The organism is Streptomyces nogalater, from assembly GCF_039532885.1.
GTDB lineage: Bacteria > Actinomycetota > Actinomycetes > Streptomycetales > Streptomycetaceae > Streptomyces > Streptomyces nogalater.
This window is the reverse complement of record NZ_BAAASM010000002.1, coordinates 97,333-111,913: the sequence shown is the minus strand read 5'-3', so window position 1 is coordinate 111,913 and position 14,581 is coordinate 97,333. Positions and strand designations below refer to the sequence as shown.

The window sequence follows — 14,581 nt, the reverse complement described above, 5'->3', positions numbered from 1 at the left end:
CGCGGCCGCCTGCGCGTCGTCACCCCGTAGTTCCCGACACGGCACGACACGGCACGACATCACACCGAAGGACACCCGCACTCATGAGTCGTACCAGAACATCACTGCTCGCCGCCCTGGCGCTGGTCGCCGGGGCCTCCGGGACGGCACTGGGCATGCAGTCGGCCTCCGCCGCTGCCGCCGCCGTCCCCTGCACCGTGGACTACAAAGTGCAGAACCAGTGGAGCACCGGCTTCACCGCCGCCGTGACCCTCACCAACAACGCCCCCGCCAAGTCCGGTTGGTCGCTGAAGTGGTCGTACGCCGGCGACCAGAAGGTCACCAGCGGCTGGAACGCCAAGCTCAGCCAGAGCGGCGCCACGGTCACCGCCGCCAACGAGAGCTACAACGGCACGCTGGCCACGGGTGGCTCGGTCAGCTTCGGGTTCCAGGGGACCTACAGCGGCACCAACGCGGTGCCCGCGACGTTCACCCTCGACGGCGTCACCTGCAACGTCGACAGCGGCGGCGGGGACAACGGCGGGGGCGGGGACAACGGCGGCGGGGGCGACAACGGCGGGGGCGGCGCCGGCCGGGTCGACAACCCGTACACGGGCGCCAAGGTGTACGTGAACCCCGAGTGGTCGAGGCTGGCCGCCGCCGAGCCGGGTGGCAGCCGGGTCTCCAACCAGCCCACGTTCGTCTGGCTGGACCGCATCGCGGCCATCAACGGCGTCAACGGCGGCATGGGCCTGCGCGCCCACCTGGACGAGGCCCTGAAGCAGAAGGGCTCCGGCGAACTGGTCGTCCAGCTGGTCATCTACGACCTCCCCGGCCGCGACTGCGCCGCCCTCGCCTCCAACGGCGAACTCGGCCCCACGGAGATCGACAAGTACAAGACGCAGTACATCGACGTCATCGCCTCGATCCTGGCCGACCCCAAGTACGCGGGCCTGCGCATCTCCACCCTCATCGAGCCCGACTCGCTGCCCAACCTGGTCACCAACGCCGGCGGCACCAACACCACCACCGACGCCTGCGTGACCATGAAGGCCAACGGCAACTACGAGAAGGGCGTGAGCTACGCCCTGGACAAGCTGGGCAACCTCTCGAACGTCTACAACTACATCGACGCCGGCCACCACGGCTGGCTCGGCTGGGACACCAACCTCGGCCCGACCGCCCAGGAGTTCTACAAGGTCGCCACGACCAACGGCGCCAGCCCGAGCGATGTGGCGGGCTTCATCGTCAACACGGCCAACTACAGCCCGACCAAGGAGCCTTACTTCAAGGTCTCCGACAGCGTGAACGGCCAGACCGTCCGCCAGTCGAAGTGGGTCGACTGGAACCAGTACGTGGACGAGCAGTCGTACGCGCAGGGCCTGCGGGACAAGCTGATCGCGGCCGGGTTCAACTCGGGTATCGGCATGTTGATCGACACCTCCCGCAACGGCTGGGGAGGCTCCGCCCGGCCCGCCGGCCCCGGCCCGCTGACCTCGGTCGACAACTACGTCAACGGCGGCCGGATCGACCGGCGCATCCACGTCGGCAACTGGTGCAACCAGAGCGGTGCCGGACTCGGCGAACGGCCCACCGCGGCTCCCGCCGCCGGGATAGACGCCTACGTCTGGGCCAAGCCGCCGGGGGAGTCCGACGGAGCCAGCTCCGCCATCGACAACGACGAGGGCAAGGGCTTCGACCGGATGTGCGACCCCACTTACGGCGGCAACGCACGCAACGGCAACAACCCCTCGGGCGCGCTGCCGAACTCCCCGCTGGCCGGGCACTGGTTCTCCGCCCAGTTCCAGCAGCTGATGCAGAACGCCTACCCGCCGCTGCCGTAACGCGGTGACTCCGCCGGGGCCCGCCCGACCTCCGGGCCCCGGCGGTCCGCATCGGCATCCGTGTTTGCCGGAACGGCAACGGAAGTGGCCTCCGGCCGGTGTGCCGTCGCACCCTGACGGCAACCGGACGAGAGGCTGACCACCATGGCACACGCACACCACGAGCAGCACCACCAGCACCACACCGGCCACGGGCACGGGCACGCGCACGGCACGGACATCGACTGGAACGAACTGGCCCCCCTGCTGGAGTCGCAGGCGGAGCTGTTCGCCCCCGTCTACCGGGAGGCCATGGCCTGGCTCGGGCAGGACGTCACCGAGCCGGGGCTCGTCGTGGACGCGGGCAGCGGCCCCGGCGTCGTCTCCTGCCTGTTCGCCGAGGCGTTCCCCACCGCCCGGGTCGTCGCCGTCGACGGCACCGCCCCGCTGCTGGAACGCGCCCGCGACCGGGCCGCCCGGCTCGGTGTCGGCGACCGTTTCGACACCGTCGCCGGTGAACTGCCCGAGGCGCTCGGCCGCCTGGACCGCCCGGCCGACCTGCTGTGGGCCAGCCGCAGCCTGCACCACCTCGGCGACCAGCGGGCCGCGCTCACCGCGTTCGCCGGACATCTGGCCCCCGGCGGCATCCTGGCCCTCCTGGAGGGCGGACTGCCCTCCCGCTTCCTGCCCCGGGACCTCGGCATCGGCCGCCCCGGACTCCAGGCCCGGCTCGACGCGCTGGAGGAGGAGTGGTTCGCCCGGATGCGGGCCGAACTGCCGGGCTCCGTCGCCGAGACCGAGGACTGGCCCGCCCTGCTGACCGCGGCCGGCCTGAAGCACACCGGCACCCGCACCTTCCTGCTCGACCTGCCCGCCCCGGCCGACGACCGCGCCCGCGCCTATGTCGCCGCGCACCTGTCCCGGGTGCGCGAGGGCGTCGGCGACGCGCTGGACGCCGACGACCGCGCCACCCTCGACCGGCTCCTGGACCCGTCCGACCCGGCGAGCGTGCACGTACGCCCGGACGTGTTCGTGCTCGGCGCGTACACCGTGCACACCGCCGTCCGCCGGGGCTGATCCCGCACTCGACGGGGAGCGCCCGCCACGTGCGGGCGGCGGGCGTCAGTTGGCGGCCAGGAACTGCTTGGCCAGCTGGTCTCCGAGGGAGACCGCGGCGCTGTGGCTCTCGATGGGGGAGACCTTGGAGTTCTTGAACAGGATGTAGGTCACCCCCGAGTCCGCGCCGCCGGTCTCCGGGTCCGGGTCGATGCCGAGTGCCTTGGCGGTGGCGTACGACGCCTCGCCGATGATCTTCGAGGGGCCGGTGTCGCCGACGACGGCGTACTCGACCTTGTTGTCGTAGATGACGGCGACCACACCGCCGCCCTTGATCCCGGCGTTCGAGTAGTTCCAGATGCTGCTGGTGCTCGGCACCACCACGTACGGCAGGGTCTCCGCGTTCAGCGGCTTGCCGTCGGACTGGTGGAAGGCGGTGTCGGCCTGGAACCAGGGGTCGCGGTCCTCGTTGCAGTTGGCCGTGCGCTGGCCGTCGCAGTCGATGTCCATGTCCGCCTTCCAGAACACCGCGCCGTTCTTGCCGCACACGGGGACCGTGGCCGAGGTCTCCTCGTCGGTCTTGTACTTGCCGGTGGAGATCTGCGAACAGGACGTCACCTTGGCGAGCAGGTCGGCGGCGCTGACCGTGCCTTCTCGGGCGGACTTCGAAGCGGCGGCGGAGGCGTGGGCGGGCAGCAGACCGGCGGCGAGCAGGGCGGTGCCGGAGGCCGCGGCGAGGGTGAGGGTTCGGAGACGCACGGCGGGACCCTTCTGTTAGGAAAGTTTCCTTACCGGATGGGTCCACCGTGCCCGGGCGGCATGCCCCCGTCAACCCTCGGGTTGCGAACGGCTGAAACCCGTGCGCATTGCGGTGATTGCGGTCGGTGGAGAGACTGGTGGAGTCGGGCACCGCTCGGATGTCCGGCTGATCCGCAGTCGCCGTTTGCGGAGGCGAGTGTCATGTTCGTACGCGCGGTGTACGCGACCGGTGATCCCGCACTGCTGGACACGGCCGTGCGGTCGCTGAACAGCGAGGGGCGGGACCTGCTGGAGGAACGCCCGGGATACCGGGGCGCGGGCATCTTCGTGGACCGCGGACTCGGCAAGCTCCTCACGGTGAGCTGGTGGGAGACCGAGGAGGCGCGGCACAACAGCGACGAGGTCATGCGCGAGCGGCGCGAGGCGCTGCTGGAGCCCTTCGCCGGCACGGTGTCGGTCGCCAACTACGAGGCCGCGGTGTTCCATCAGATCGAACACCCCCGGCAGGGCGGCGGACTGCGCGCCGCCCGGCTGGAGTTCGACCCGCGCGACGCGGATCTGGTCGTCGACGCCTTCCGGGCCACGGTGGTGCCGCGGGCCGAGGCGCTGCCGGGACTGTGCCGGGCCTCCCTGCTGCTCGACCGGGAGCGGGGACGGGCGGTGGCCGGCGCCCTGTTCACCGACCGCGCCGCGCTGGCCGCCTCCCGGGCGGCCATGGCCGGCGCGCGCCACGAGGCGTCGGCCAAGGCGCACGTCGACGTGACCGGCCTGGAGGAGTTCGAGGTCGTCTACGCCGACGTGCGCCCCGACTGAGCCGCCCGGCCGGTGGCGCCGGGCGGCGCGGCCGGCCCGGTGGTCAGGCCATGTCGAAGGCGGCCGGGTCGGGGCCGAGCCGCCGGTCCTCGTTGAGCGCGCTGATCGCCGCGAGGTCCTCGTCGTCCAGGCTGAAGTCGAACACCGCGATGTTCTCCTTGATCCGGGACGGCGTCACGGACTTCGGGATCACGATGTTGCCCAGCTGGAGGTGCCAGCGCAGCACGACCTGGGCCGGGGTGCGGTTGTGCTTGCGCGCGATCGCCACGATCGCGGGCACCTCCAGCAGGCCCTTGCCCTGGCCGAGCGGCGACCAGGCCTCGGTGGCGATGCCCAGCTCCGCGTGCAGGGCGCGCGACTCGCGCTGCTGGAGGTGCGGGTGCAGCTCGATCTGGTTGACCGCCGGGATGACCGACGTCTCCTGGGTCAGCCGCCGCAGGTGCTCGGGCAGGAAGTTGGAGACACCGATGGCACGCACCCGCTTGTCGGAGTACAGCTTCTCGAACGCCTTGTAGGTGTCGACGTACGTGTCCCGGGACGGCAGCGGCCAGTGGATCAGGTACAGGTCGACGTAGTCGAGCCCCAGCTTCGCCAGCGACGCGTCGAAGGCGCGCAGCGTGGCGTCGTAGCCATGGTCGCTGTTCCAGACCTTGGTGGTGACGAAGATCTCGTCGCGGGGCAGGCCGGAGGCGGCGATGGCCTTGCCGGTGCCCTCCTCGTTGCCGTAGATCGCGGCGGTGTCGATGCTGCGGTAACCGGACTCCAGCGCCGTGGCGACGGCTCGCTCGGCCTCGTCGTCCGGCACCTGCCAGACGCCGTATCCCAGCTGGGGCATCTCGACGCCGTTGTTGAGGATGATCGGGGGGACGTTGCTGCTCACGAGCCTCTTGGTCCTTCGGTTGTCGACAGGTGTTACTCCCATGGTCAACGATCACGGGCCGTTTCGCATTCCTGACCACGCCGATCACCCCGGCCGCCGGTCCGCAAAGGTGCCGCGCGGCCGGGCGTCAGGCGCGGTAGAGCGCCTCCACCTCGTTCGCGTACGCCTTCTCGATCGCCTTCCGCTTCAGCTTCAACGACGGCGTCAGCAGGCCGTGCTCCTCGGTGAACGGCCGGGCCAGGATGCGGAAGGTGCGGATCGACTCCGCCTGCGAGACCAGCGTGTTGGCGGCCACCACCGCGCGCCGCACCTCCGCCTCCAGGTCCGCGTCGCGCACCAGCTCGGCCGGGGCCATCCTCGGCTTGCCGCGCATCTGGAGCCAGTGCTCGACCGCCTCCTGGTCCAGCGTGACCAGGGCGGCGATGAAGGGGCGGTCGTTGCCCACCACGATGCACTGGCTGACCAGCGGATGCTCACGGACCCGCTCCTCCAGCACGCCCGGGGAGACGCTCTTGCCGCCGGAGGTCACCAGGATCTCCTTCTTGCGGCCGGTGATGGTCAGGTAGCCGTCCTCGTCCAGCGCGCCCAGGTCACCGGTGGCCAGCCAGCCCTCGTGCAGGGTCTCGTCGGTGGCCTTCCGGTTGTTGAGGTAGCCCTGGAAGACGGTGCCGCCGCGCAGCCAGATCTCCCCGTCGTCGGCGATGTGCACGGTCACGCCCGGGACGGGCGGGCCCACGGTGCCGTAGCGGGTGCGCCCGGGCGGGTTCGCGGTCGCGGCGGCCGTCGACTCGGTCAGGCCGTAGCCCTCGTAGATCTGCACGCCCGCGCCCGCGAAGAACAGCCCCAGCCGGCGGTCCATCGCCGATCCGCCGGACATCGCGTTGCGGATCCGTCCGCCCATCGCGGCGCGGACCTTGGCGTACACCAGCTTGTCGAACAGCTGGTGCTGCATCCGCAGCCCCGCCGACGGTCCCGGCCCGGTGCCCCACGCCTTGGCCTCCACCGCCTCCGCGTACTTCACGGCGATGTCGACGGCCTTCTCGAACGGCCCCGACCTGCCCTCCCGCTCGGCCTTGCGGCGGGCCGCGTGGAACACCTTCTCGAAGATGTACGGCACCGCCAGGATGAACGTCGGCCGGAACGCTGCCAGGTCGGGCAGAAGGGCGGCGGCGTGCAGCTGCGGCTGGTGCCCGAAGCGGACCCGGCCGCGGATCGCGGCGACCTCCACCATCCGCCCGAAGACGTGCGCCAGCGGCAGGAACAGCAGCGTGGACGCCTCGTCGCCCTTCCTGGAGTGGAACACCGGCTCCCACCCGCGCAGCACGGTGTCCGCCTCGCACATGAAGTTGCCGTGGGACAGCAGACAGCCCTTGGGGCGGCCCGTGGTGCCGGAGGTGTAGATGACGGTGGCGACCGAGTCCGGGGTGACCGCCTGCCGGTGCCGGTGCACCACCTCGTCGTCCAGGTGCGCCCCGGCGTCGTACAGCTCCTGCACACAGCCGGCGTCCAGCTGCCACAGCCGGCGCAGCCGCGGCAGCCGGTCGATGACGGTGGCGACGGTCATCGCGTGGTCCTCGTGCTCCACGACCGCCGCGGTCACCTCCGCGTCGTGGAGCATCCACAGGCACTGCTCGGCCGAGGAGGTGGGGTAGACGGGCACCACCTGGGCGCCGATGGTCCACAGGGCGAAGTCGAAGAGGGTCCACTCGTAGCGGGTACGGGACATGATCGCGACGCGGTCGCCGAACCGGATGCCGCCGGCCAGCAGGCCCTTGGCGAGGGCCATCACCTCGTCGCGGAACTCGGCGGCGGTCACGTCCCGCCACTGCCCGGCGGCGTCCTTGCGGCCGAGCGCGATGTGCTGTGGATCGGTCAGGGCGTGCTCGAAGACGATGTCGGCCAGACCGCCCGCCGGCGGTGGCGACACCAGCGGAGGGTTGGTGAACTCGCGCAACCTCGCTCCCCGTTTCTCGCGTCTCGGTGACGTTGGTCCACGCACCGCAACAGCGCCGTGAAAGCTACCTCACACGGTCCGTGGGCGGGAGGGCACCGGGAGCCGGACAAACCATGCGTTCCGCCCGAACGGTCACCGGGAAATGCCCGCACATGGGGAAGGGCCGGACACAATACCGACGGCACCGTAAGTTTCGGTACCGTAATCTCCACCGAATCTGTACGCCCCGATTACGGCGGCCGAAAAGCGCCCGCACGGGCCGGCCGACGGCCCGTGCGGGCGGCGGCGGAGGAAGCCGGCGCGTCCCCTCCGCGCGGACGGCGTGTGCTCCAGGGGCGGGTGTACGGCGGCACGCGCGCGGGGCGGTCGGCAGCGGATGGCACGTGCTTCGCGGGTGGCACATATGTGTGGGGGGTCGGCGGTCGGACGGCGTATGCACCAAAGGCGGGTGCGTGGCGCGCACACACGCGCCAGGCGGTCAGTGCGTGACCAGGCTCGGCTCGGCCGTCCCGGCGACGGGCACACACCGCGCGGGGCGGCCCCGGAACCCTCGTTCCGAGACCGCCCCATGGGTGTGGCGTACCGGCGCAGCCGCCGGTGTGCCGTTCGTGCCTCGCGTGGCGTACCGGCGCAGCCGCCGCCGGTGTGCCGTTCGTCCGCTTCCGCCCTGGACCGGCGGAGCCGCCCGCGTCGCTAGTCGCGTGTTGCCATCGCCTTCTCGGGGGCCGTTGCGGGGGCCGGGGCGGGTGTCGGCCGGCCCAGCCGTACCAGCGCCATCACCAGGGCGCCCGCCACCAGCCCGGCCACGCCCGCCACCACCAGGGCGCCGTTCAGCCCCGTGGCGAACGCGGCCCGCAGGGAGTGTTCCGGTACCCCGCCGCGCAGCAGCGCCCCGGCACCCCCGCCGGCCAGCGCCTGCGCCGCGTCCTCCGGGAGCCGGCCGGACATCCGCGAGGTGAGAACGGTGCCGAAGACGGCCACCCCGAGCGCGTACCCGAGCTGCCGGACGGTGTTCACCGCGCCCCCCGCCATCCCGGCCCGCTCGGCCGGCACCGAGGCCAGCGCCGCCCCGGCCACCGTCGGCGCCACGAACCCGGTACCGGCCCCGACCAGGACGAACCCCGGCACCAGCGCCGTCCAGTCCGAGCCCGCGCCCAGCACCGCCTGGCACAGGGTGCCCGCGCCGATCAGCAGCAGCCCGCCGCCCACCGTCAGCCACGCCGGCACACCGTGCAGCAGCCGGCCCACCAGTACCGCCACCACCATCGACATCACGGTCATCGGCAGCAGCGTCAGCCCACCGCGCACCGGCGACATCCCGAGCAGCGTCTGCATCCATATCGACAGATACGGAACGGCACCGAAGGCGACCCCGTTGAAGGCGAACGCGCCCAGCATCGTGCCGACGAACGCCGGCCGGCGCAGCAGCGCCGGATCCAGCAGCGGATGCGCCACCCGCCGCTCCACCAGCGCGAACACCACCACGGCCAGCGCGGCCACGGCGAACGCGGTCAGCGTCGCGGGCGCCGTCCAGCCGTCCTCGCCGGCCCGCACCACGGCGTACGTCGCCCCGCCCGCGAACACCGCGAAGGCCGCCGTCCCCGCCCAGTCGACACGCATGCCGCGCGGCCCGCGCGACTCCGGGACCGTCCGCAGCGTCAGCCACATCGCCACCACGCTCACCGGCAGGTTCACGAAGAAGATCCAGCGCCAGCCGGGACCCTCGGTGATCAGTCCGCCCAGCACCGGGCCGATCGCCGCGGCCCCGCCGCTGACCGCGCCCCACACCCCGAGCGCGGCCGAGCGCTGCCGGCCCTGGTAGACCGAGCCCAGCAGCGGCAGCGTCGTCGCGAACATCGCCGCCCCGCCGATCCCCTGCAACGCCCGCGCCGCCACCAGCAGGCCCGGATCCGCGGCCAGCCCGCACAACAGGCTGGCCAGCGCGAACAGCACCACGCCCGCCACGTGCACCCGGCGCCGGCCCAGGATGTCGGCCGCCGCCCCCGCCCCGAGCAGCAGCGCGGCCAGCGCCAGCGCGTACCCGTCGACGACCCACTGCAGATCGCCCAGCGAGGCGTGCAGCGACCTCGTCATGTCCGGCAGCGCCACCACCACGATGGTCACGTCCAGCAACAGCATGAACGTGCCCAGGCATATGGCCGTGAGCGTCCCCCAGCTCCGCAATCTCCTCAACTCCCTGATCGAACGTGCGGTCTACCGCCGCGTACGATGTCCCGACGACGGCCGATCGGACGTCCCACCGGGCCGGGCGCGACGGAATCCGACGGGGGAGAGCATGCTGCGGATGGAATCCGACGCCTTCGATCTGCTGGACCTCCAGTTGCTCTCCGCGCTGGAGATCGACGGCCGGGCCCCCTTCAGCCGGATCGCCGCCGTGCTCGGCGTCTCCGACCGCACCATCGCCCGCCGCTACCGTCGCCTGTGCGCCGAGGCCGGGCTGCGGGTCGTCGTGCTGCGGGACGCCGTGCGCCTCGGCGAGGACCAGTGGATGCTGCGGCTGCGCTGCGCCCCCGACGGCGCCGCCGTCATCGCCGACGCCCTCGCCCGGCGCCCCGACACCTACTGGATCGGGCTGTGCTCCGGCGGCACCGAGATCGCCTGCATCACCCGGCCGCGCAGCCCCGGCGACCACGACGACCTGCTGCTCGGCAAGCTGCCCCGCACCCCCAGCGTCGTCGAGATCCGCGCCCAGCAGCTCCTGCACCGCTTCTACGGCGGTCCGGTCGGCTGGCTGCCCAGGTTCCGGGCGCTCGACGCGGAGCAGACCGCCGCGCTCCGCCCCGACCTGCCCGAGCCGGGCCCGGTTCGGCTGGAGCCCGAGGACGCCCCGCTGCTCGCCGTCCTGGAACGGGACGGCCGCGCCGGCTACCCCGAACTCCAGCGCGCCACCGGCCGCTCCGAGTCCGCGCTCCGACGCCGGCTGTCCGCCCTGATCGCCTCCGGCGCGGTGTACGTCGACGCCGAGTACGACACCGCGGCCCTCGGCTTCCCCAAGACGGCCATGCTGTGGATCACCACCTCCCCGGGTGCCCTGGACTCCGTCGGCCGGACCCTCGCCGGTCACGACGAGGTCGCGTTCGCCTCCGCCACCGCCGGCCCCTCCCAGATCGTGGTGACCGTCGTCGTCCGCGACACCGCCGCCCTGTACGCCTATCTCAGCGGCCCCCTGGGCCACCTGGAGGGGGTGCAGCACGTGGAGGTGACGCCCATCCTGCGCGGGGTCAAGCAGCTGACCTACCGCCCGGCGCGATGACGCCCCGGCAGGCCGCGGGGGTCAGCCGCCGCTGCGCCGCAGCCGCTCGCCGCCCGCCAGTACCGCCGCCGCCAGCGCGTCCGCGGCGTCCCCGGCCGGGCCCCGGCGGCGACCGTGCACCAGGACGAAGTCGACCTTGCCCAGGTCGGGCAGGCCCGCCCGGTCGGGCAGCCGGAACAGGCCCGGCGGGATCAGCCGCCGGGAGTGGGCCATCACGCCGAGCCCGGCCCGGGCCGCCGCGATCAGCCCGTTGAGGCTGCCGCTCGTGCACACGATCCGCCACGGCCGGCCCTGCCGCTCCAGCACCTGAAGCGCGCGGGCCCGGGTGAGGCCCGGCGGCGGATAGACGATCAGCGGAACGGGCCGGTCCGCCTCCAGCCGCAGCCGCTCGGCGCCGATCCACACCAGGTCGTCGCGCCACACCAGCTCACCGCGCGGGTCCTCGGGGCGCCGCTTGGCCAGCACCAGGTCGAGCTTGCCCGCGGCCAGCCGTTCGTACAGGGTGCCGGACAGCTCCACCGTCAGCTCCAGGTCGACTTCCGGATGGTCGTAGCGGAAGCCCTCCAGGATCTCCGGCAGCCGGGTCAGCACGAAGTCCTCCGAGGCGCCGAAGCGCAGTCGGCCCCGCACGCGCGTGCCGGAGAAGAACGCCGTCGCCTGCTCGTGCACCTCCAGGATGCGGCGGGCGAACCCCAGCATCGCCTCGCCGTCCTCGGTCAGTTCCACCGAGTGGGTGTCCCGGGAGAACAGCTGCCGCCCGGCGGTCTCCTCCAGCCGCCGCACATGCTGGCTCGCGGTGGACTGGCGCAGCCCCAGCCGCCGGGCGGCCTGGGTGAAGCTCAGCGTCTGGGCGACCGCCAGGAAGGTGCGCAGGTGCGTCGGCTCGTACACACCCCGAGCCTAGCGCGGTCATCACGGAACGCGATGACAGTCAGAGCGGTATACCGGATTCCCGATCGGCCACGTCAGGAGGACGATGGAGAGGGGCCCTGCGACCCCGGACACACAGCGCACCACGACACACAGCACCACCACATACAGCACCACGACATACAGCACTACGACACACAGCAATCGGAGCACCGTGACACGCCTGCGCCGGCCCAGTTGGCTGCCGATCGACCCGTACATCGTGCTGCTGCTCGGGACGGTGGGGCTCGCCGCCCTCCTCCCGGCCCGCGGCACCGCCGCCGACGTGACCTCGGGCGCCTCCACGGCCGCCATCGCCTTCCTCTTCTTCCTCTACGGCGCCCGGCTGTCCACCGGCGAGGCGCTGGACGGACTGCGCCACTGGCGGCTGCATCTGACGGTGCTGGTCTGCACCTTCGTCGTCTTCCCGGTGTTCGGACTGGCCGCCCGGGGCCTGGTGCCGGTCCTGCTGACCCAGCCGCTCTACCAGGGCCTGCTGTTCCTGACGCTGGTGCCGTCCACCATCCAGTCGTCCATCGCCTTCACCTCCATCGCCCGCGGCAACGTCCCCGCGGCCATCTGCGCCGGGTCCTTCTCCTCCCTCGCCGGCATCGTCCTCACCCCGCTGCTCGCGGCGGGACTGCTCGGCGGCGACGCGGTCGGGTTCTCCACGGACTCGCTGGTGAAGATCGTGCTCCAGCTGCTGGTGCCGTTCCTCGCCGGGCAGCTGCTGCGGCGCTGGATCGGAACCTTCGTCACCCGGCACAAGAAGGTCCTCGGCCTGGTCGACCGCGGCTCCATCCTGCTGGTCGTCTACACCGCGTTCAGCGAGGGCATGAACCAGGGCATCTGGCACCAGGTCAGCCCGCTGCGGCTGGCCGCGCTGCTCGGTGTGGAGGCCGTTCTGCTGGCGGTGATGCTCGCCTTGACCTGGTACGGCGCCAAGGCGCTCGGTTTCGGCCGGGCGGACCGGATCGCCGTGCAGTTCGCCGGGTCGAAGAAGTCCCTCGCCTCCGGGCTGCCGATGGCGAGCGTCCTGTTCGGCAGCCAGGCCTCCCTGGCCGTCCTGCCGCTGATGCTCTTCCACCAGATGCAGCTGATGGTGTGCGCGGTCATCGCCAAGCGCCGCTCCCGCGACCCGGAGGCGGCCGAGGACACGTCCACGCGGGAGGGGAACGCGTCCGAGGGGTCAGCCGCGGACCCGGTCCAGGGGCAGCCAGGCAACCGTGTCCTGCGCTGACCGCGGCACCTCCCGGTCCGTCGGTTCCCCGTCGCCCAGCGCCCTGTCCCACACCCGCACCTCGTCCAGCGCGCCGGTGAGGAAGGCACGGCCGTCCACGCGCTGACCGAGGTGCACGCCGAAGGGCGAGTTACGGCTGACCGAGCCCGGCTTGTCCGCAGTGGAGACGACCGTGCCGTCGACGGACAGCGACAGCAGCCCGCCGCCCCGGCGGAGCACGGCGTGGTGCCACCGGCCGTCGTTGTAGGCGGTCGAGGTCCGCACGGACGCGGACTGCGGCGCACCGGCCCCGTTCCGCACGGTGATCAGCGCCTGCACCCTGTTGCTCGCGGGCTCCCCGCGCAGCCACACCTGCGGCTGGTTGGTGCCGGTCCCGCCCATCCACAGCAGCGGCTGCTCGCCGGCCGTCGCCGCGTACCGGAACCACAGCGACACCGTGAAGTCCTTCGCGCCGAGGGGGAGCCCGGCGCGGTACGGCAGCCGGACCGCGTCGCCCGCGCCGTCGAACCCCAGCGCGCCCCCCGACACACCGTCGGTCCGCTCCGGGTCGCCGAGCACCGCCGCCGGGCGGGCGTGCCGGGCGAGGTCGGGGGTGACCGGGTCGGGGCCGCGGCGCGGGGCGAGCCGGTCCTCGGTGAAGCGGGCGAAGCGGATCTCGTCCCGGGCGTCCACCGCCCCGCCCTCGTACAGCAGGCCGACCCCGGCGGAGCCGATGCGCACCAGGTCCGAGTAGCCGGACCAGTCCGTGGTGACGACCGTGCCCCGGTCCACGGCGTCCCAGGTCCGCCCGCCGTCCCAGGAGGAGCGGAGCATCATGGTGCGGCGCCGGTCGGGGTCGCCGGGGCAGGCGAGCAGCAGGCGGTCGCCGAGCAGCAGCATCGAGCCCTGCACCTGCGGGGTGTACAGGTCCGGCAGGGCGCGGAAGGGCCCGGTGAAGGAGGTGCCGCCGTCCCGGCTGACGGCCTGGGTGCGGTGGCCGAGGTCGGTGCCGTCCTGCTCCCGCCCGCTGACGAGGACCGAGCCGTCGCCCCGCTCGGCGAGGGTGAGTTCGGAGGGCTTCTGCCGGAAGGTGCCGTCGGCGGCGATGGGCCAGGTGTCGGTGGCGCCGATCCGCCAGTGGCCGCCGTGGTCGTCGCTGACGATCAGCGCCGCATGGTTGGCGGTGACCCGGGTGCCGTCCCACGTCTCGGTGTTGACGCCGAACACCAGGCGTCCCGCGTGCCGGCCGCGAGTGAGCTGGATGCCGTGCACGGGCCCGGTGGCGTACCAGGAGTTCCAGTCGGCGGGCAGGATCTCGGGGCTCAGATCGCGCGGCGCGGACCAGGTATCGCCGTCGTCGTCGCTGTACTGCAGGTGCGGGTTGCGGTCGCAGGGGACTTGGCAACCGGCACTGTCGGTACGGCCCGTGTTGTAGGTCTCCGCGAGCCAGATCCGGCCGGTGTCCCGGTCCACGACCGGCGCCGGGTTGCCGTGGGTGTCACCGGCGCCCTCGGTGACGACCCGGAGCGGCCCCCAGGTGCGTCCGCCGTCGGTGGAGCGCTTGAGCACGATGTCGATGTCGGCGGCGTCCCCGCAGTTGAGGACGCGGCCCTCGGCGAACGCCAGCAGGGTGCCGTCGGTCGTGCGCACCAACGCCGGGATGCGGAAGCAGGCGTAGCCGGGGTCCCGGTCCGCCCTGAACAGCACCTGCTGCTCGAACTCCGGTGCCGCTGACGAGGACTGGGCGCGGGCCGGGGCGGCGGGCAGGAACGGCAGGAGCGACCCGGCGGTGACGAGGGCGAGTACGGAGCCGAGACGGGCGCGGAGAGATGACGGCACGGTGCGACCTGCCCTTCGTCGGCCGGACGTGCGGACATCCGGACATCCCACGTCCAACGTGCGCCCGACCGACGGT

At 72.6% G+C, this 14,581-nt stretch carries 11 protein-coding genes; 5 read left to right on the top strand and 6 right to left on the bottom strand.

Features of this window, described 5'->3' with window-relative positions; all coding sequences use genetic code 11:
- The first annotated feature begins 83 nt into the window (after positions 1–83).
- Complete coding sequence (locus ABD350_RS02450) at positions 84–1,823, top strand: glycoside hydrolase family 6 protein (RefSeq protein ID WP_344345960.1); 1,740 nt, start codon at positions 84–86, stop codon at positions 1,821–1,823.
- A 144-nt stretch (positions 1,824–1,967) separates the two neighbouring features.
- Entirely contained in the window at positions 1,968–2,879 is a 912-nt protein-coding gene (locus ABD350_RS02445) for a class I SAM-dependent methyltransferase (RefSeq protein WP_344345958.1), read from the top strand.
- A 45-nt stretch (positions 2,880–2,924) separates the two neighbouring features.
- Here ABD350_RS02445 and ABD350_RS02440 read toward each other — a convergent pair whose 3' ends face one another.
- On the bottom strand, positions 2,925–3,617 hold the full coding sequence (locus tag ABD350_RS02440; RefSeq protein ID WP_344345956.1) for a glycoside hydrolase family 75 protein: 693 nt from the start codon (positions 3,615–3,617) through the stop codon (positions 2,925–2,927).
- Positions 3,618–3,818: 201 nt separating this feature from the next.
- On the opposite strand from ABD350_RS02440, the gene ABD350_RS02435 reads away from it, so the two are divergent.
- Positions 3,819–4,430: a hypothetical protein gene (locus ABD350_RS02435; RefSeq protein WP_344345953.1), complete on the top strand. Its 612-nt coding sequence runs from the start codon at positions 3,819–3,821 to the stop codon at positions 4,428–4,430.
- Positions 4,431–4,473: 43 nt separating this feature from the next.
- Here the strand turns inward: ABD350_RS02435 and ABD350_RS02430 are convergent, their stop codons facing one another.
- The 3 genes from ABD350_RS02430 to ABD350_RS02420 form a co-directional block, all read right to left on the bottom strand.
- Positions 4,474–5,310, bottom strand: a complete 837-nt coding sequence (locus ABD350_RS02430; protein WP_344345951.1) for an aldo/keto reductase — start codon at positions 5,308–5,310, stop codon at positions 4,474–4,476.
- 127 nt (positions 5,311–5,437) lie between these two features.
- Positions 5,438–7,264 (bottom strand): AMP-dependent synthetase/ligase, encoded by a 1,827-nt coding sequence (locus tag ABD350_RS02425; RefSeq protein WP_344345949.1) that lies wholly within the window; start codon positions 7,262–7,264, stop codon positions 5,438–5,440.
- Positions 7,265–7,957: 693 nt separating this feature from the next.
- The gene (locus ABD350_RS02420; protein WP_344345947.1) at positions 7,958–9,448 is read right to left on the bottom strand and encodes an MFS transporter; all 1,491 of its coding nucleotides are present in this window, start codon (positions 9,446–9,448) and stop codon (positions 7,958–7,960) included.
- Positions 9,449–9,560: 112 nt separating this feature from the next.
- On the opposite strand from ABD350_RS02420, the gene ABD350_RS02415 reads away from it, so the two are divergent.
- Positions 9,561–10,538 (top strand): Lrp/AsnC family transcriptional regulator, encoded by a 978-nt coding sequence (locus ABD350_RS02415; RefSeq protein WP_344345945.1) that lies wholly within the window; start codon positions 9,561–9,563, stop codon positions 10,536–10,538.
- A gap of 21 nt (positions 10,539–10,559) precedes the next feature.
- Here the strand turns inward: ABD350_RS02415 and ABD350_RS02410 are convergent, their stop codons facing one another.
- Complete coding sequence (locus tag ABD350_RS02410) at positions 10,560–11,429, bottom strand: LysR substrate-binding domain-containing protein (protein ID WP_344345943.1); 870 nt, start codon at positions 11,427–11,429, stop codon at positions 10,560–10,562.
- A 193-nt stretch (positions 11,430–11,622) separates the two neighbouring features.
- Between ABD350_RS02410 and ABD350_RS02405 the strand changes: the two genes are divergently transcribed.
- Positions 11,623–12,687, top strand: coding sequence for a bile acid:sodium symporter family protein (locus ABD350_RS02405; protein ID WP_344345941.1), 1,065 nt, complete (start codon positions 11,623–11,625; stop codon positions 12,685–12,687).
- On the opposite strand, the gene ABD350_RS02400 is transcribed toward ABD350_RS02405, so the two are convergent.
- Positions 12,637–14,505 (bottom strand): exo-alpha-sialidase, encoded by a 1,869-nt coding sequence (locus ABD350_RS02400; RefSeq protein WP_344345939.1) that lies wholly within the window; start codon positions 14,503–14,505, stop codon positions 12,637–12,639. The genes ABD350_RS02405 and ABD350_RS02400 overlap by 51 nt on opposite strands.
- Between the last annotated feature and the right edge of the window lie 76 nt (positions 14,506–14,581).

Coding starts and splice junctions, on each gene's coding strand:
- ABD350_RS02435 (WP_344345953.1), top strand. CDS start 3,819: ATGTTCGTACGCGCGGTGTACGCGACCGGTGATCCCGCACTGCTGGAC.
- ABD350_RS02445 (WP_344345958.1), top strand. CDS start 1,968: ATGGCACACGCACACCACGAGCAGCACCACCAGCACCACACCGGCCAC.
- ABD350_RS02450 (WP_344345960.1), top strand. CDS start 84: ATGAGTCGTACCAGAACATCACTGCTCGCCGCCCTGGCGCTGGTCGCC.
- ABD350_RS02415 (WP_344345945.1), top strand. CDS start 9,561: ATGCTGCGGATGGAATCCGACGCCTTCGATCTGCTGGACCTCCAGTTG.